Raw genomic sequence first — 15,061 nt, 5'->3', positions numbered from 1 at the left:
ACACCATGAACCAGGAATGCGAGAGCACATACGCTCGACACGAGGCCGCGAAAGCCGACCCGATAGCTCACCTTATTCAGTGCTAAGACCTCATACCGCTGATCAACGTTCATTTTAGTCCCTATGGCCGATTCGATCTCGACACTCGGATAGATTTCGGCAAAATCGCTGCACAGGCAGTGGGACTTTTGCGAAAGCCGGATCAGCGCATTTGATGACTGAGATAAGCAGCCAGAAGGAAGGAGGCTTCATGTTCCTAATTATTCCTCCTGCTCCCGATCTCGCTGCGCTTATTAAAGCCTATTGGTTCGTTGAAGATCTGTCAGGAGAACATGCAGGACGTCTAATCCGAACTAGCCCCATCCCTCTGGCGGTACTATCCGTCAATATGGGCCGTCCCAATGCGACGGAGGATGGCGAACTGGTGCCGAGCGTGTCCTTTCTCGGCTTACAGTCTCGAAGCCGGGCATGGCATTCATGTTTAAACACCTATTTCGTCATGGTGATGCTAACGATTCCGGGACTTGTCCGGCTGTTTCCCCATACAGGATCATGCAGTGCCAACATGCTTCTTGATCTTGCTGAGCTTATCGGTGATGCTTCCGCCCAATCTCTAAAAAATGGTGTTGGCCTGGAACAGGAGCCTCGACGGATCGCGGCTTTCCTGGATCAGTGGCTGCTTTCCAGAATGATGCGCACGCGGCCTGTTTCGGAAGGTCGGCAGATCGCTATGGCCCATTCAATCCTGCGCCGTGGCGGGACCGTCGACACGGCCGCGGAGGCTGCCCAGATTAATCGCCGTCAACTGCACCGTCTTTTTCACCGACATCTCGGCGTGGGGCCAAAGGAACTCGCAGATCTGGAGCGATTGCATTTCAGCCTGAAGGGCGTTCAGTCCGGTCGAGGCGAGCCAATGCAGGGGTTCAGCGACCAGGCCCATCAGATCAGAAGCTGGCAGCGGCGATTGGGCGTAACACCAGGTGCTTATGCCCGTGCGGCGCGCGCACCATTGGCCGATCAGTTCGATGCGCAGGGCGCCGTGCCCGGGATCGCCTATTATTTGTGACGCCGCCTGTCCCATTCTTTCAAGACACCAGCCGCTCTCTGTGAATAGTCGGATTGTGTCGAAGGGAGATCAAAACAAACCATGCGCCTTTATCTGCTCCACCTGGGCCTCATGCAGCCCGGCGATATGCCCGTTCCGGGTTACCTCATCCAGACACCAGATGGCATCAACATCCTGATTGATACAGGCTGGCCGCGATCCTTCGTCGAAGATCCGCGAAACCCGCCAGGACTCTCAGTCGAAATGAGGCCGGAGGATACGGTCGTTGCTCGCCTTGCGGCCATAGGTTTTCAGCCTTCCGACATTGACTATCTCATATGCACCCATCTCGATGATGACCATTCCGGCAACCACGATCTGTTCACCAGCGCCGAATGCGTAATCCAGAGACAACACTACGAGCTGGCGAAAGGCGGGCATCCCCGGTTTGCGGCCAACCGGGCTGCATGGAATCATACGTCGCTTCTCTATCGTCTCATCGAAGGGGACATCGAACTGGTGCCGGATGTGGAATTGCTGGAAACCAGCGGACATGTTCCCGGCCATCAGTCTGTGATGGTTCGTCTTCCGCAGACAGGAACCGTGCTGCTTGCCGCTGACGCCGTTATGCACCACTCAATGGCTGACGCTGCAACGCGGCAAATGTTTATCACCGATATGGATGATGAAACGGCCATTCGACGAAGCACGCAGAAGATCTCCGACATCGCGGAACGCGAATGCGCGGCATGTGTCGTGTACGGACATGATGCCGAGCAATGGGCATCCTTACGTCACTCCCCAGCGTTCTACGAATGATCTACATGCCAATCTCCCGCGAGCCTGCATTGCAGCCGTGCTGACGTGAAAATCGTGACTCTTTACGCCACCTGCAATCAAAGCCCGAGCAGGATATGCCGGTCGCACTGATCAGTGCATGCGAAAATTCAACGGGAGCTCAAGACTTCGCCAAGAAATATCCAGCTAACGCGGGGTGAGGGAAAAATCGCTATCGTTGCTTATCCCCGGTGTGAAACAAACGCCTGAGCGCTTTGTGTTCACATCCGTTAAAATCACGCCGCCTTGCTTGGCGCGGATCATTCAAACGTTATCCATGCCACACCTTGCGTCAGCTTTCCGCCGTGATTGCAAGGATCGCCAATTCGAGCGATCTTCCGACCGTTGATATTGGCGACAGAGGAACCGCCAGCAACGCCGTCTGAGGTCGGTACGCCTGTGCAAATGCAGGTATCGCCGACAGTGGCGATCGGAACACCATCGACCGTTACGAAAGTTTGCTGCGTCGACACGACTGGTCCGCCGATATGAGCTTTCGGATCGGCCATCGGGCAGCTGTGCATGTGGCCTTTCAAGGTTACCATTCTCCCGGACATGGGTTCACCTGCCTTTTGCAATTCAGAGGGTTAGTAGCTTATAAAGCGACAAATCCGTGCCGCCATGGCTGGGCGTGGCTCGCAATGTCACACTCCGCTCCGCAATATCTCCGTCAACAGGAGCTTCGGAGCCGCCCTGTGAACTGCTTTCGCGAAGAAATTGGAAGAAAAACCAAACTACCTGGAAAGACCACCTCTCCGCCACATGGGGTCGTCCATCTCGATCTCCGGTGCGGCCAAATTTGCCGAGTATAGAAAGAATTATATGCCTACCCCGAAGCCAAATTCTCGGAAACCCATTTCCGAAGCTCTGGCTTATCCTCGCTGACGCCGGACAGGAGCTCCGCAACCTCCTCCTTTGAGGGATCATAACCGAATTCCTGCAACAGCTTAAGTGCTTCAATCGACACCTGCTGTGGGTCCAGCTCACTCCTGCTCGTGCAAATAACAGCCTGTCGCGGAATAGTCAGTCGTCTGTTCCCATATCGGGCCACTGTCGCAAAGGTACGAATTGAAGCGCCATTTTCCAGAAGAATGCGCGCTTCTTCTAACTCTCCAAATTTGATTTTCACGGAAAGCGCCGTGAACCCTTCTTCGTCATGAAGGTCAATGGCATCCCTTTTTGCAAACTCTCCTGCCAGCCACCGATATGTTTCGATGTCAAATCCACTTCGGGCCTCCATTAAAAGTGTCGAGCCATCCTCACTCCTTTGGAGAATATTCACGCCGTTTTCCGCCAGAAATCGTAATCCTTCGGTTGAGTATGCTGCTCGAAACAGCAACGGAATGCCATTCACAGACGGCTCGGATTTCAACTGGGATATAACCCACGAATCATCGGAATGATCGCCCCTCAGAAATTTTTCTTCCCATCTCTCCAAACGGTCTAAGTTTACGCTCATGTCTTTTGCCTTTTCAAAGAGGTATGACGTCCATGCCCGGCGGCGGCTTAACGTCCTCAGACCTTATCTGCTCGGCCTGTTTCCGAATGGATTTATCTCCATCGGTAGGATTTCTATCGTAGCACTTGTTCCGATTGTACGCTTCGAGATCGTTCTTCAGTCCTCTTTGAAGATCACGGATTTCTATATAATGGCCGCCGGGTTTCGTCGTTTTTAATACACCCCCTGCCATAAAAGTGTGGCCACCAATTGCATCAGCGTCGGGATCGTATTTCCGCATTTCTTTAATAAATGCGTCCCTTTTGTTCCGCATCTTTTCGATCAGATTTCGGCATTCGGGCGGGACGCATGTAGAGCATGCATCTGTAGCAGAAGTTTGATCAAGATCTGTGCTGGCAGCCTCATCAGCCTGTTCGCTCATTTGCACTGCTGAAGGTTTACTAAGTGCATCGACTAGCTGGTCTTTTGTGCCGCCCGGTCGGTAATATAGCCACCCTGCTGCACCCAGCGCCGTGCCACCAAGAAGCCATTCAACTAATGGTATGCCCAAAAGTAGCGGCATCACGCGCTCTCCCGCAACATGCGGAGGCGCAGATCAAACAGGATTTTGATGCGTTCATCCGGTGTTTCAGGAAGCGATGGATTGGTCATCGCCGTCCGCACATTTTTGTCATGGCTCAAATCGGTTTTGCTGGTAATTTGCATAAAAGCCCAGCGACCTATCATGTCTTCACGGCGGACCCCAAACGCTTTAACTTTTTGCTCTTCTTCGTAAACAAATTTGTTGAGTTCATCCTCACTCATGCCGGTCGTTTGTTCAGGTGCAACTTTTCTCAGATAGGTGGCAATTTTTCGCCTAGAGCGAGATTCTCGTTTTTCTCGATCTCTGCCAACTCGTCTACTGTGAGCTTAAGTGGCCCGGCTGCCGGTGTCGGCATGTCGTCTGCGCGGGTCACCCGCATGGGCTTCTCGCTCCAATCGGGATCGGCGGAATAGAGAATCTGTTGGGCAGGGCCAAGCACGCGCGCCAAATGAGCGTATGTCAGACTTGGAAGCACCTGCGCCATGACATTGGAATCGGCATGGCGGAACAGCACCATTTCGTGGTCACCGTCCACCGCCTGTCCGGACGGTGTGGCAAGCGGATCTCGTTCATAGCTCTTGCCGCGATCCATAGCCACAGAGGTTGGCAGCAGGATCATGTTGATGGTTCTCAGATGGCGAAACAGCACGTCGCCACCGGCGTCGCTTAACCAGAACACAGCCGCGTGGCGCTCACTCACAAGATCGAGCAAACGATCCAGCATGGTTTCGCTGGTGGGGCGCGGCTGGCCGGTGTTGTCCTTGTCCGCGTCGTGCCAGCCCCGGTCCAGCCAAACGAGTTGCGGAGCCGTTCTCAATTGATCCGCTGTTCCGTTTCCCCGATCCACATAAAGCGGATTATGCGCGAAATCGCCGTCGAATAAACTCTTGGGAAGATCATCAAACTGTGCCCCGTCTAGAACAGCAAAGACCGCCCGTTCAGCCTGGAGAATAATCTGCTTCAAACCGGCATTATCGGCCATGGCTTACCCCCTCACGAAAGGCGTTGAGGATTGGGACATGTTCCTGAGACATGACGCACCTTCTCCAGGCCCGCCCTTCTTGAAGTTGATCTGGTTGCCCTCGATGTCGATCTTCAGGCCGTGAATACGGATGCCGCTGTTATTCAGCTCGATGTAGCCACCCTTAGTGGAAAGCAGGATGGTATCGTTCGCATAGATCTCCCAGACCTTGGCTTCCCCGTGATATTTTTCGCCGGAAACGACGTTGTAGAGCTTTCCAACCTCAACATTGATCGTCTTGCCGACAGTGGTGCGCTGCTCCTTGCCGACATTTGTCACATAGGTCTGCCCGACATTCGTCACCTTACTGACACCGATCTGCTCGGCTCTAGCAATCCCGACGCTGTCGGATTTGAAGCTGCTGACGATGGTATTCATAATGCCGGGCATCGGGAACAGGCCTGAGGCGTCCGTGCCGACACCCGTGCCGGAACCAGCCAGCGCCGTGCCTGCGTCGGCCCTTGGGCTGGAACCAGCGACAACGCCTTCGCGAGCCATCATTCCGCCAGCACCAAGGAATCCGAGTGCTGAGGATGCAAGGGTGGTGGCAAAGTTGGCAAGACCCGGTCCGCCACCACCCGCTATCTGACCCGCTTGCGACAGCAACCCCGCCGTCTGGCCGGACAGTGCCTGAACGCCTGCCATGGCCAGCATCGCCATCGGCCCCGTGCCGCCGACCACCGTGTTTACCGAGCCGCCGATCTCGTGCTTCTGATTGCCCGAAACTTCCACCGCCCGGTTGCCGCCAATGGAGGCCACCTCATGGCGGTCGATGCGCTTGGTGCGGTCGTTCAGCACTCGCGTTGTCTGATCCTTCTGGGCGTGGAAGAACATATTCTCCTTGCCACTCTCATCCTCGAAGGTCATTTCGTTGAAGCCGCTGCCCTTGTGGGTATTTGACCGAAGCACCATGCGGGTCTTGTTGGCGGGCAGTTCATAAGGCACCGGGTTTTTCGGGTTCGGCACCACGCCAATAACCAGTGGCCGGTCCGGATCGCCATCCACGAAGGACACCATCACTTCCATGCCGATGCGCGGAATGACCTGAGCGCCCCAGGTGCCACCACCCCAGGCCTGGGCGACGCGCACCCAGCAGGTATCACTGCCGTCCTTCTGTGCTTTTCTATCCCAGGGGAACCATAATTTTAATCGCCCGTATTGATCCGTGTGGATCTCCTCGCCCGATGGTCCGGCGACAATCGCCACCTGTGTCCCCTCGATGCGCGGGCGCTTGGTCTCGCGGTGCGGCGTCAGCGGAACTCGCGACGGGATTGCCTCGAATGCATTGCGATATTCCGGCTCATTCTCAGTTGTCTCATAGGAGCGGTCAACGACCCAATGGGTAATCCGGGTAATCACATGCTCTTCGTATTTATGCTCTGGATGCGGTTCCTCATATGGTGTGAACCGCCGTCCGGCTTCCAGGAAGCGCACATTGGACTGGCCCGTCACCCGCTCATGATCGGCCTCCACGGCCTGCATACGGAACGTCTCGGCCACCTCGGCCTCTTTGACATCAGAGATGCGGGTCGGATATTCGTACAGCTCGCGCTGTTTGGCCCCTGGCATCTGGATCAGCGACGGCGTGACATTCAGCGGCACAGTGCTGGGCGTCTCGAAATTCCAATCCGCACCGGCGCGCTGGCCGGGGATGTAGGAAAACTGCCGCATCCATTCGTTGATGTGGTTGCGATCCGAGGAGCCTTGCGCAAGACGCACATTCTGCTCGCCTTCTGCCGATGCAGATGGTGAGCCCCAGGCCACCTTGCTGTCGCTGACCTTCAGGCGATGAACGCCGGTCTCATGTTCGAACCAGAAGAACAATCCTTCTTGCTCGAAACGGCGCAGCAGATAGTCAAGATCGGTCTCGTTCCATTGTGTTGAATATTCCCGCGACGGCGGTGTCTTGTGCAGAGGGGCATATGCGGGTGCCGGAATACCATGCTCGGAAAACAGCGTTTCCATCACCTGGATTGCCGTCATGTTCTGCCAGATCCGGCAATCGGAGCGGCGTGACAACAGCCACAGTTGGGGGCGGATGGTCAGGGTATAGGACCGCAATCCGCGCGTCACCGGCGGTCCCTCGGACAGATTGGTCACCAGTCCATTAAACGGCCGGCGCACACCATCCCCATCCAGTTCGCCCTGGCGGATTTCCAGGGACACATCGACCAGCTTGCCGATCAGCTCTTCGGGCTTGACCGCCTCGCGCTTGGCGCGCACTGAAAGCGTGATCTCGAACAGGCGATTGACGCCCTCGTCCACCATCATCCGCTCTGGAAGCAACTGATCCTCGCCCAACGGCGACGATAGTTTCAGCACACGGCTAGCCTGGATGAAATCGGTCGGCGACAGAACGTCGTCCATGGATTGCCCCCACATCGCGTCATCGAAAATCAACAAAACAATTCGAGGGCGAATTAAGCCTGTCTCAATCACGCCATCGCAATGACGAAATTAGACGGGTATTCCAAAAGGTCAAGGTAGTGGTTGTGTTTTCGAAGACCGGCGCGCCAGAGGCGTTAGAAATGATGCGTTTGCACCGCTAACGCACATAGGCCGCGCGACCGAATCGACGGCGTCGCCGTCAGGCTGTTTTGAGGCCGAGAGCTGACGGTCAAGTTTTGCGCACAACGTGTTTGAAGCCGACATTCAAGAGGAGACACGACGTGGAACGGCAGGAACCCGAGGGCGCGGAAGTGAGTGACAGATGCAGCGATATCGCCGTGGGTATTATCACTCTTGAAACCGCTCCTGCCAGTCCTTGGGCCCGACGCCTAACCTGCGCAGAAACACCCGCCGCATGGTCTCCGGGGAGCCGAAACCGCATTTGCGAGCGGCGGCTTCAACGGAAAATCCGGTCTCCAGTAGCCCTTGCGCCCGTTCCAGCCGGATGATCTCAACCGCGTCGGCGGGTGTACGGCCCGTCCGTTGCCGGTAATGGCGGGCGAAAGATCGAAGGCTCATTCCCGCCCGATCCGCCAGCGTATGTAGCGTCAGCGAATGGGTCAGATTGGCCGAGATCCAAGCGTGAAGATCGGCGAACCTGTCGTCCGAGGTCTGGAGTCTCAGCGGCGCGCTGAATTGCGACTGGCCACCAGGCCGCTTGAGAAAAACCACCAATTCGCGGGCGACGGCGAGCGCAAGTGCGCGGCCGTGATCCTCTTCAACCATCGCCAAAGCGAGGTCTATCCCGGCCGTCACGCCCGCCGAGGTCCAGATCTTACCATCTCGCAAAAAGATCGGGTCGCGTTCGAGGCGAACCTGCGGAAACCGCCCAGCGAATTCGTCATAGCGATGCCAATGTGTTACGGCGCGGCGACCATCCAGCAAGCCGGCCTCCGCCAGTAGAAACGCACCGCTGCAAACCGACGCCATACGCCGGGCATGGATCGCGCGGTCACGAACCCAGTCGATCAAGACCGGACGGCTGCATGCGACATTAACCCCGCTGCCGCCGACAGCGATGGCGGTATCAGGTGCCGGTCGGTCTTCCGAAAGGAGAGCACACCGCAGCGCAATCCCGGAATTGCAGGTCACCTCCGCCATTTCCGCGACCAAGGCGATATCGTAGAGGGGTCCCTTTTCGGAGTGGGCGCTTCTGCGCGCCATCTCATTGGCCGACGCGAAGACCTGTGCGGGACCTGTCACGTCGAGCACCTGGGCATCCGGAAAGACAAGGATTTCAATCCGACGCAAAATAGTGGTTGGCATCAGCATGGCGTTTGGCATGAAACGAGGGGTAATTGGCAATCACGCCAAATCATTTCCTGTCATAGTCCCGGGGTCAAGACAGGAGAAAAAATAGTGTCCATCCGCTTCGGTATTCTTTGCTTTCCCAATGTTCAGCAACTCGATCTGACTGGCCCCTACGAGGTTTTCGGCTCTGCACGCGATGCGCGGGTCGATCTGGTCTGGAAAAACACGGCGCCTGTTCGGGCTTCGACGGGCTTGTGGCTCAGGCCCGACCTGGCCTTTGAAGAGGCGCCTGCGTTCGATGTCATCTGCGTGCCGGGCGGCGGCGGCGTGAACGCGCTTCTGACAGACGAAGAAACGCTCGACTTCGTGCGGGCGCAAGCGAAGACGGCGCGCTTCGTCACCTCTGTCTGCACCGGAGCGTTGGTCCTGGGCCAAGCCGGCTTGCTCGCTGGAAAGCGCGCGGCGACGCATTGGAACGCAATGGATTTTCTCCCACGGTTCGGGGCGACCGCAGTCGAGGCGCGCGTGGTTCGCGACGGCAATCTGATCACCGCCGGTGGCGTCACATCCGGGATCGATTTCGGCCTGTCGGTCATCGCGGAGTTAATGGGACAGGACGAGGCGGAGACGATCCAGCTCTCGCTGGAATACGCCCCTGCTCCGCCCTTTGATGCCGGATTGCCGGCGCGGGCGCGCCCGGAAATTCTTGCGGCGGCCCGCCAACGCATGGTTCGGTCCAGGCAAGAGCGAGAGGCGCTGATTTCGCCTTGATCCAAGGCAAACTAAAAGTAGCTAGGACAAACTTTTCCTTCGCCATGGCGCCCGAGACAAACACGCATCGGAATTTCTTTGGCCCCTCCCCGAATAAGACGCCGCAGAGCGAACGATTCGAGCGCCTAGATTGGAGTTGTCGTTTGGCGCTTGGATACCCGCTTGAGATATCCGTTAGTGTGAAACGCTTAACGCAACGCGCATGAGTGACTGGAAGGCGCGTTACCCTCCGGCTGTTATGGGGCCGGAAGCGGAATGGCAGGTTCTAGGAGTCATCGGCGGCATAGCGGTCGCATACCGGTCGTAAAGCGGGGCCGCTGTGACGGCATCTAGGCAAGAGCGCGGCGAAGGTAAGGCTACCATCATTGCCGGGGCTTAGCACCTAGTTGTCGAGCGGGACTGTCGGACGACAACATGGCCCAGCGTGGCAGTGGTATTAACATTGGCTTATTCACACGAAATGTCCACGAATGCCATTATTTCCCGTTATGATGGGATGATTGTAAAGCCGATGTGGTTAAGGGAGTTGAGAAACCGACTTGCCCATTGTAGGATATTGGCATAAGGGGCAATCATGTCGCGATCAGGATCAAAACCATCTGCGGGGTCGGAAAAGGCTTCTACCTTAAAGCCGCTTTTGGGCTCCAAATCTCGTATCGCCGGCGGCGATACTCTCCCTAGACAGGCGTTTTCTCCGACAGGAAATCTTTCTGGACGTGCCGCTGAGTTCATGGAATTCGTTGAGCCGCAACGCGACGTTAGGGAACTGGTGCTCTCGACCGAGGTTTCGCGGACGCTGTACGATATTGCAGATGAATATCGTCACAGCGAGGCCATTCGAAGCCATGGCCTGCCGCTGCGGTCGCGGCTACTGTTTTGCGGCCCGCCCGGCTGCGGTAAATCGCTCACCGCCGAGGTGCTCGCCAAGGAGCTCGGGCTCCCATTCATGGTAGCCAAGCTCGATGCATTGATTGGCTCCATGCTTGGGGAGACAGCATCGAATCTACGCCGCCTGTTTGATGCCGCTGAACGTCAGACTTCCATTCTGTTCATCGACGAATTTGACGCCTTGGCCAGGACCAGATCCGATCCAACCGAGCATAATGAAATGCGCAGGGTCGTGAATAATCTCTTGCTGATGATAGAACGATTTAAAGGTCGTGGTTTTATCGTTGCGGCAACCAACCTTGAGTCTACGGTTGACCCTGCGATTATACGACGATTTGATGAAGTCGTTCTATTCGGGCGTCCGAACGCGTCAGACATCCGTCGGCTGATCAAGTTCAAGACACGAAATTTTGGCCTTGAATTCGATATTGCTGTCGATGCAAAGCAATTTGTCGGAAGAAGTCACGCTGACGTTGAACGCATCTGTTATACCGCAATGCGACACGCCATCATGCAGAGTCGCAAGAAGATATCTCGACTAGACTTCGATTACGCGATAAATTCAGATCGACGTCGCAAAGATATTCAGAGTAAGGTGAGCTCCTCTATTTGACAGGGGATTTTCGTGGCACGCCGACCTCACCTGACACTTCGCCGCCTTGAAGGCCAACTCGAACGACGCAAGAAACCTGGCTTCGGTAACGCGCCACCAAGAAATCATGTCTTGCATGGTGGCGAACTGCGTCTTCAGCTCGCACGGATCGTTGAGCGGAACGCAGAGCGCGATGCTCAACGCGTCGATGAACATGTTGCCGATCCCACGGTCATTCTGAAAATCAATACGGATGGATATATCAGCGAAGATGCCCTGACCGGTGTCGGGCTGCAAATCCTCGAACAGCGCTCGGATGACGTTACCGTGGCCCTATCAAAAGATCCAAACCTAACTGTTCTGCGGGAAAGATCACAGCAATATGCAGGGCCCATTCCCGTAACCCAGGTCGGAGCTAGACATGCTGGCCTCTTCGGAGCCATAGACAGCTTTGCCGAGCTGTCTGCTAACGACAAAATTGGCAGTGCCTTGGCTAGGCATGGTTTTGCAACGGTAGAGATGATTCCGGAAGGCGATGTCTTTCTGATCGATGTCGAGCTCTGGGACGTCAACGAAGATTTGCTACGTGACCTTTATGTTGATCGTGTCGCCCGAAAGGCCGATGAGTTCGGCGGCGAGCTCCTCAGCCGTTATCGCGGTGCAGGGCTCTTTATCGCGCGGGTGCGAGTTCCGGGAGCCGGGTTGAAAGAACTGCTGGCAATGACTGAAGTTGCCTGGATCGACCTGCCTCCAGTGCCTGACTTTGCCCCCGACCCGGGAGCGAATCTGACGACGACCGAACTTCCACCAATAAGCCCGCCATCACCGAATGCTGTTTGTATTGGGATTATCGATTCCGGAATTACAGCGGCTCATCCAATGCTCGACGGCGTCATCGCTGGCGCATTCGGTGTACCTAATCGGCTCGGGAGTGATGACGAAATACGCCATGGCACATCTGTAGCAGCTCTTGCGAGCTACGGATCAATTGCCGGACAGATTTCCCAGAACATTTTGGCACCTCGATTCCGTATTGCCAGCGCCAAGGTTGTCAATGCGAATGGCCGTTTTGACGAAGAACGCACAGTCGCCGATCTTGTTGAGGAAGCAATCCGGCGGCTTAATGCAGAATATAGTTGCCGGGTGATCAACATATCACTCGCCGATATCGAACACATCGTTGGAAGCCGCCCATCGAACTGGGCGATGACACTCGATAATCTGGTACGCGAGCTTGGCATCGTCATTACCGTTTCAGCAGGCAATATCCTGAGCATAAGCCATCGCATCGCGGAGGAAGGTGTTGGCATTTATCCTGAGTATTTGCTTGAAGAAGAGCACAGACTCTATGAGCCGGCCAGCTCAATGAACTCGCTTGTCATTGGATCCTTAGCTCACTCCAATGGCCTCATGCCGGGAGAAGAGTTTGATGCAGACATTGTGGCTTTGACCGCCACACATCATCCATCACCCTTCAGCCGAGGCGGTCCCGGCTTTGCCAAGAGCATCAAGCCAGATTTGGTCGAATATGGTGGCACTGCCGTATGGCAGGGATTTTCATCCACCTTGTCGGCTGATCGCGACAGCTGTGGCATTCTCACGCTCAACCCGAATTATTTACAAAGCCTGATGGTTTATCGTCACGGAACTTCCTTTGCTGCTCCCATTGCAGCCTATAAAGCGGCTGCGTGTTGGTTTCCACGCAGAACTGAGCCGGTTAGGCGGATAATTTCCATTGAGAATTGAGCCATGTGAACCTTCCCCCAACGCGGTGAGCGACGGGGGCAACGGAGTGATCCACATGGGACTTTTAAACATCATCCGTCGGATGGCGCTGCGTGAGAAGCAGTCGATCCGCGAGATCAGCCGGCGTACTGGGCTGTCACGTAACACGATCGCAAAGTATTTGAACGCTGGCACGATCGAGCCGACGTTTACGGTACCGGAGCGACCGAGCAAGCTTGATCCTTTCGCCGACAAACTTTCTGGCTGGCTGAAGACCGAGGCAGGGCGGTCGCGCAAGCAGCGCCGAACGCTGAAGCAGCTTCATGCCGATCTTGTGGCTCTCGGCTTTACCGGCTCTTATGGCCGGGTCGCCGCGTTCGCCCGTGAGTGGCAGGCTGAGCAGCAGACGGCGGGCCGCGGCATATTCGTACCGTTATCATTCCGCCCAGGTGAAGCATTCCAATTCGATTGGAGTGAAGATTATGCCGTGATCGCTGGCGAGCGTGTGAAGCTTCAGGTCGCACATATCAAGCTATCGCACAGTCGGGCCTTTCTGGTCAGGGCTTACCTGCTGCAAACGCACGAGATGCTCTTCGATGCTCACTGGCACGGCTTCCGGGTCTTCGGCGGTGTGCCTGCGCGAGGGATTTATGACAATATGCGCACAGCCGTTGATCGGGTCGGCCGTGGCAAGGAGCGGCAGGTCAATATCCGTTTCCTGGCGATGACGAACCACTACGTCTTTGCGCCCGAATTCTGCAATCCAGCGGCCGGTTGGGAAAAGGGTCAGGTCGAGAAGAACGTCCAGGATGCCCGACCACGCTTGTGGCAACAGATGCCAGACTTTCCAAATCTGATGGCGTTGAATGACTGGCTGGAGCAACATTGCCAGGAGCTGTGGCGGGAGACGCTGCATGGCACCTTGTCAGGCACGATCGCGGATGTTTGGGCCGATGAGCGGGCAGCATTGATGGCGCTCCCTGCCATGTTTGACGGCTTCGTCGAGCAGAGCAAGCGCGTCTCACCAACATGCCTGATCACCTTCGAGCGTAATCGTTACAGCGTGCCAGCATCATTTGCGAACCGGCCCGTCAGCCTGCGGATATACCCAGACCGACTGGTTGTTGCGGCCGAGGGAAACATTCTGTGTGAACACGCGCGGATTATTGAGCGCAGCCACAAGCTACCGCGAACGATCTACGACTGGCGGCATTACCTTGCCGTCATCCAACGCAAGCCCGGAGCCCTACGCAATGGCGCACCGTTTTTAGAATTACCGTCTGCCTTTCGACAACTACAGGAGCAGATGCTTCGTCGTCCTGGCGGTGATCGTGAGATGGCCGATATCCTTGCCCTTGTCCTTCATCACGACGAACAGGCCGTACTCCGTGCTGTGGAGTTGGCTCTGGATGCGGGCGTGGCGACCAAGACGCATGTAATGAACCTGCTGCATCGGTTGATTGACGGCAAGACCACCGATGGTCCCGATATCGACACGCCACAGGCGCTAACCTTGTTGCGTGAACCCAAGGCCAATGTCGAACGCTATGACGGTTTACGTGTCCGCATCGTGGGAGGTCGCCATGCGTCATGATCCTGCCAGTGCTGCCGTCGTCATCATGCTGCGTAGTCTGAAGATGTATGGCATGGCCCAGGCCGTCACGGACCTGATCGAGCAAGGTGCTCCGGCTTTCGACGCTGCCGTGCCGATCCTGTCCCAGTTACTGAAAGCCGAGGTGGCCGAGCGTGAGATCCGCTCCATCGCCTATCATATGAAGGTCGCCCGCTTTCCTGCCTACAAGGACCTCTCCGGCTTCGACTTCGCCACCAGCGAAATCGTTGAGGCGACGGTGCGCCAACTGCACCGATGCGACTTCATGGACGGAGCACAGAACATTGTCCTCGTTGGCGGGCCGGGCACAGGCAAAACACACGTCGCGACCGCGCTTGGTGTCCAGGCCATCGAACATCACCGCCGAAAGGTCCGCTTCTTCTCGACCATCGAACTGGTCAATGCGCTTGAGCAGGAGAAAGCAAAGGGCAAGGCAGGTCAGATCGCCGAGACCTTGGTTCGCCTCGATCTGCTGATCCTCGATGAACTCGGATACCTTCCGTTCAGCGCCTCAGGTGGAGCGCTGCTGTTCCACCTGTTGAGCAAGCTTTATGAGCGCACCAGCGTCATCATCACCACCAACCTCAGCTTCAGCGAATGGGCGACCGTCTTCGGCGACGCCAAAATGACGACCGCGTTGCTCGACCGCCTGACCCACCGTTGCCATATCCTGGAAACAGGAAACGACAGCTTCCGCTTCAAGGCCAGTTCGGCCGCAGCAGCACAGAAGAGAGGAGAAAAGACCAGCACCTTGACTAAAGCCTGAGCAGAAAACCATACTCAGAGGTGGCTCACTTCTCGGTGGAAAAACCGGCTCAGTTCCGCGTGG

14 protein-coding genes are annotated in these 15,061 nt (G+C 56.3%); 7 read left to right on the top strand and 7 right to left on the bottom strand.

The window, feature by feature from the left end; genetic code table 11:
* Positions 1–214 precede the first annotated feature (214 nt).
* The gene (locus AVI_RS06465) at positions 215–1,066 is read left to right on the top strand and encodes an AraC family transcriptional regulator (protein WP_197522883.1); all 852 of its coding nucleotides are present in this window, start codon (positions 215–217) and stop codon (positions 1,064–1,066) included.
* An 81-nt stretch (positions 1,067–1,147) separates the two neighbouring features.
* Entirely contained in the window at positions 1,148–1,864 is a 717-nt protein-coding gene (locus tag AVI_RS06460; protein WP_015915607.1) for an N-acyl homoserine lactonase family protein, read from the top strand.
* Between the two features lie 278 nt (positions 1,865–2,142).
* Here AVI_RS06460 and AVI_RS06455 read toward each other — a convergent pair whose 3' ends face one another.
* From AVI_RS06455 to AVI_RS06425, 7 genes are all read right to left on the bottom strand, one after another.
* The gene (locus AVI_RS06455) at positions 2,143–2,439 is read right to left on the bottom strand and encodes a PAAR domain-containing protein (RefSeq protein ID WP_041696428.1); all 297 of its coding nucleotides are present in this window, start codon (positions 2,437–2,439) and stop codon (positions 2,143–2,145) included.
* Positions 2,440–2,708: 269 nt separating this feature from the next.
* Positions 2,709–3,341, bottom strand: coding sequence for an ankyrin repeat domain-containing protein (locus tag AVI_RS06450; protein ID WP_015915605.1), 633 nt, complete (start codon positions 3,339–3,341; stop codon positions 2,709–2,711).
* 13 nt (positions 3,342–3,354) lie between these two features.
* The gene (locus tag AVI_RS06445) at positions 3,355–3,903 is read right to left on the bottom strand and encodes a hypothetical protein (RefSeq protein WP_041696426.1); all 549 of its coding nucleotides are present in this window, start codon (positions 3,901–3,903) and stop codon (positions 3,355–3,357) included.
* A complete protein-coding gene (locus tag AVI_RS06440; protein ID WP_041696424.1) occupies positions 3,903–4,145 on the bottom strand; it encodes a hypothetical protein in 243 nt (80 codons plus the stop codon). Before AVI_RS06440 ends, AVI_RS06445 begins: the two co-directional genes overlap by 1 nt.
* Before the next feature lie 29 nt (positions 4,146–4,174).
* Positions 4,175–4,906: a DUF4123 domain-containing protein gene (locus tag AVI_RS06435; RefSeq protein ID WP_015915604.1), complete on the bottom strand. Its 732-nt coding sequence runs from the start codon at positions 4,904–4,906 to the stop codon at positions 4,175–4,177.
* 3 nt (positions 4,907–4,909) lie between these two features.
* Positions 4,910–7,312 (bottom strand): type VI secretion system tip protein TssI/VgrG, encoded by a 2,403-nt coding sequence (tssI, locus tag AVI_RS06430; RefSeq protein ID WP_015915603.1) that lies wholly within the window; start codon positions 7,310–7,312, stop codon positions 4,910–4,912.
* A 369-nt stretch (positions 7,313–7,681) separates the two neighbouring features.
* The gene (locus AVI_RS06425) at positions 7,682–8,665 is read right to left on the bottom strand and encodes a GlxA family transcriptional regulator (RefSeq protein WP_015915602.1); all 984 of its coding nucleotides are present in this window, start codon (positions 8,663–8,665) and stop codon (positions 7,682–7,684) included.
* A gap of 87 nt (positions 8,666–8,752) precedes the next feature.
* Between AVI_RS06425 and AVI_RS06420 the strand changes: the two genes are divergently transcribed.
* From AVI_RS06420 to istB, 5 genes are all read left to right on the top strand, one after another.
* Positions 8,753–9,415, top strand: coding sequence for a DJ-1/PfpI family protein (locus AVI_RS06420; protein ID WP_015915601.1), 663 nt, complete (start codon positions 8,753–8,755; stop codon positions 9,413–9,415).
* A 574-nt stretch (positions 9,416–9,989) separates the two neighbouring features.
* Positions 9,990–10,916, top strand: a complete 927-nt coding sequence (locus AVI_RS06415) for an AAA family ATPase (protein WP_015915600.1) — start codon at positions 9,990–9,992, stop codon at positions 10,914–10,916.
* Positions 10,917–10,928: 12 nt separating this feature from the next.
* Positions 10,929–12,641 carry a S8 family serine peptidase gene (locus AVI_RS28995; RefSeq protein WP_015915599.1) on the top strand — a complete coding sequence of 571 codons (1,713 nt, stop codon included), beginning with the start codon at positions 10,929–10,931 and terminating at the stop codon, positions 12,639–12,641.
* 55 nt (positions 12,642–12,696) lie between these two features.
* Positions 12,697–14,214, top strand: a complete 1,518-nt coding sequence (gene istA / locus AVI_RS06405; RefSeq protein ID WP_015914912.1) for an IS21 family transposase — start codon at positions 12,697–12,699, stop codon at positions 14,212–14,214.
* On the top strand, positions 14,204–14,998 hold the full coding sequence (istB, locus tag AVI_RS06400; protein ID WP_015915598.1) for an IS21-like element helper ATPase IstB: 795 nt from the start codon (positions 14,204–14,206) through the stop codon (positions 14,996–14,998). The genes istA and istB overlap by 11 nt, the downstream gene beginning before the upstream one ends.
* Positions 14,999–15,061 lie beyond the last annotated feature (63 nt).

Origin of the sequence: Allorhizobium ampelinum S4, from assembly GCF_000016285.1 — a bacterium.
GTDB classification, from domain to species: domain Bacteria; phylum Pseudomonadota; class Alphaproteobacteria; order Rhizobiales; family Rhizobiaceae; genus Allorhizobium; species Allorhizobium ampelinum.
The sequence above is the reverse complement of the archived record's forward strand: the minus strand, read 5'-3'. Positions and strand labels throughout refer to the sequence as shown.

Excerpts from the sequence above, each read along its gene's own strand:
- AVI_RS06465 (WP_197522883.1), top strand. The coding sequence starts at position 215 with ATGACTGAGATAAGCAGCCAGAAGGAAGGAGGCTTCATGTTCCTAATT.
- AVI_RS06460 (WP_015915607.1), top strand. The coding sequence starts at position 1,148 with ATGCGCCTTTATCTGCTCCACCTGGGCCTCATGCAGCCCGGCGATATG.
- AVI_RS06455 (WP_041696428.1), bottom strand. The coding sequence starts at position 2,439 with ATGTCCGGGAGAATGGTAACCTTGAAAGGCCACATGCACAGCTGCCCG.
- AVI_RS06450 (WP_015915605.1), bottom strand. The coding sequence starts at position 3,341 with ATGAGCGTAAACTTAGACCGTTTGGAGAGATGGGAAGAAAAATTTCTG.
- AVI_RS06445 (WP_041696426.1), bottom strand. The coding sequence starts at position 3,903 with ATGCCGCTACTTTTGGGCATACCATTAGTTGAATGGCTTCTTGGTGGC.
- AVI_RS06440 (WP_041696424.1), bottom strand. The coding sequence starts at position 4,145 with ATGAGTGAGGATGAACTCAACAAATTTGTTTACGAAGAAGAGCAAAAA.
- AVI_RS06435 (WP_015915604.1), bottom strand. The coding sequence starts at position 4,906 with ATGGCCGATAATGCCGGTTTGAAGCAGATTATTCTCCAGGCTGAACGG.
- tssI (WP_015915603.1), bottom strand. The coding sequence starts at position 7,312 with ATGGACGACGTTCTGTCGCCGACCGATTTCATCCAGGCTAGCCGTGTG.
- AVI_RS06425 (WP_015915602.1), bottom strand. The coding sequence starts at position 8,665 with ATGCTGATGCCAACCACTATTTTGCGTCGGATTGAAATCCTTGTCTTT.
- AVI_RS06415 (WP_015915600.1), top strand. The coding sequence starts at position 9,990 with ATGTCGCGATCAGGATCAAAACCATCTGCGGGGTCGGAAAAGGCTTCT.
- istA (WP_015914912.1), top strand. The coding sequence starts at position 12,697 with ATGGGACTTTTAAACATCATCCGTCGGATGGCGCTGCGTGAGAAGCAG.
- istB (WP_015915598.1), top strand. The coding sequence starts at position 14,204 with ATGCGTCATGATCCTGCCAGTGCTGCCGTCGTCATCATGCTGCGTAGT.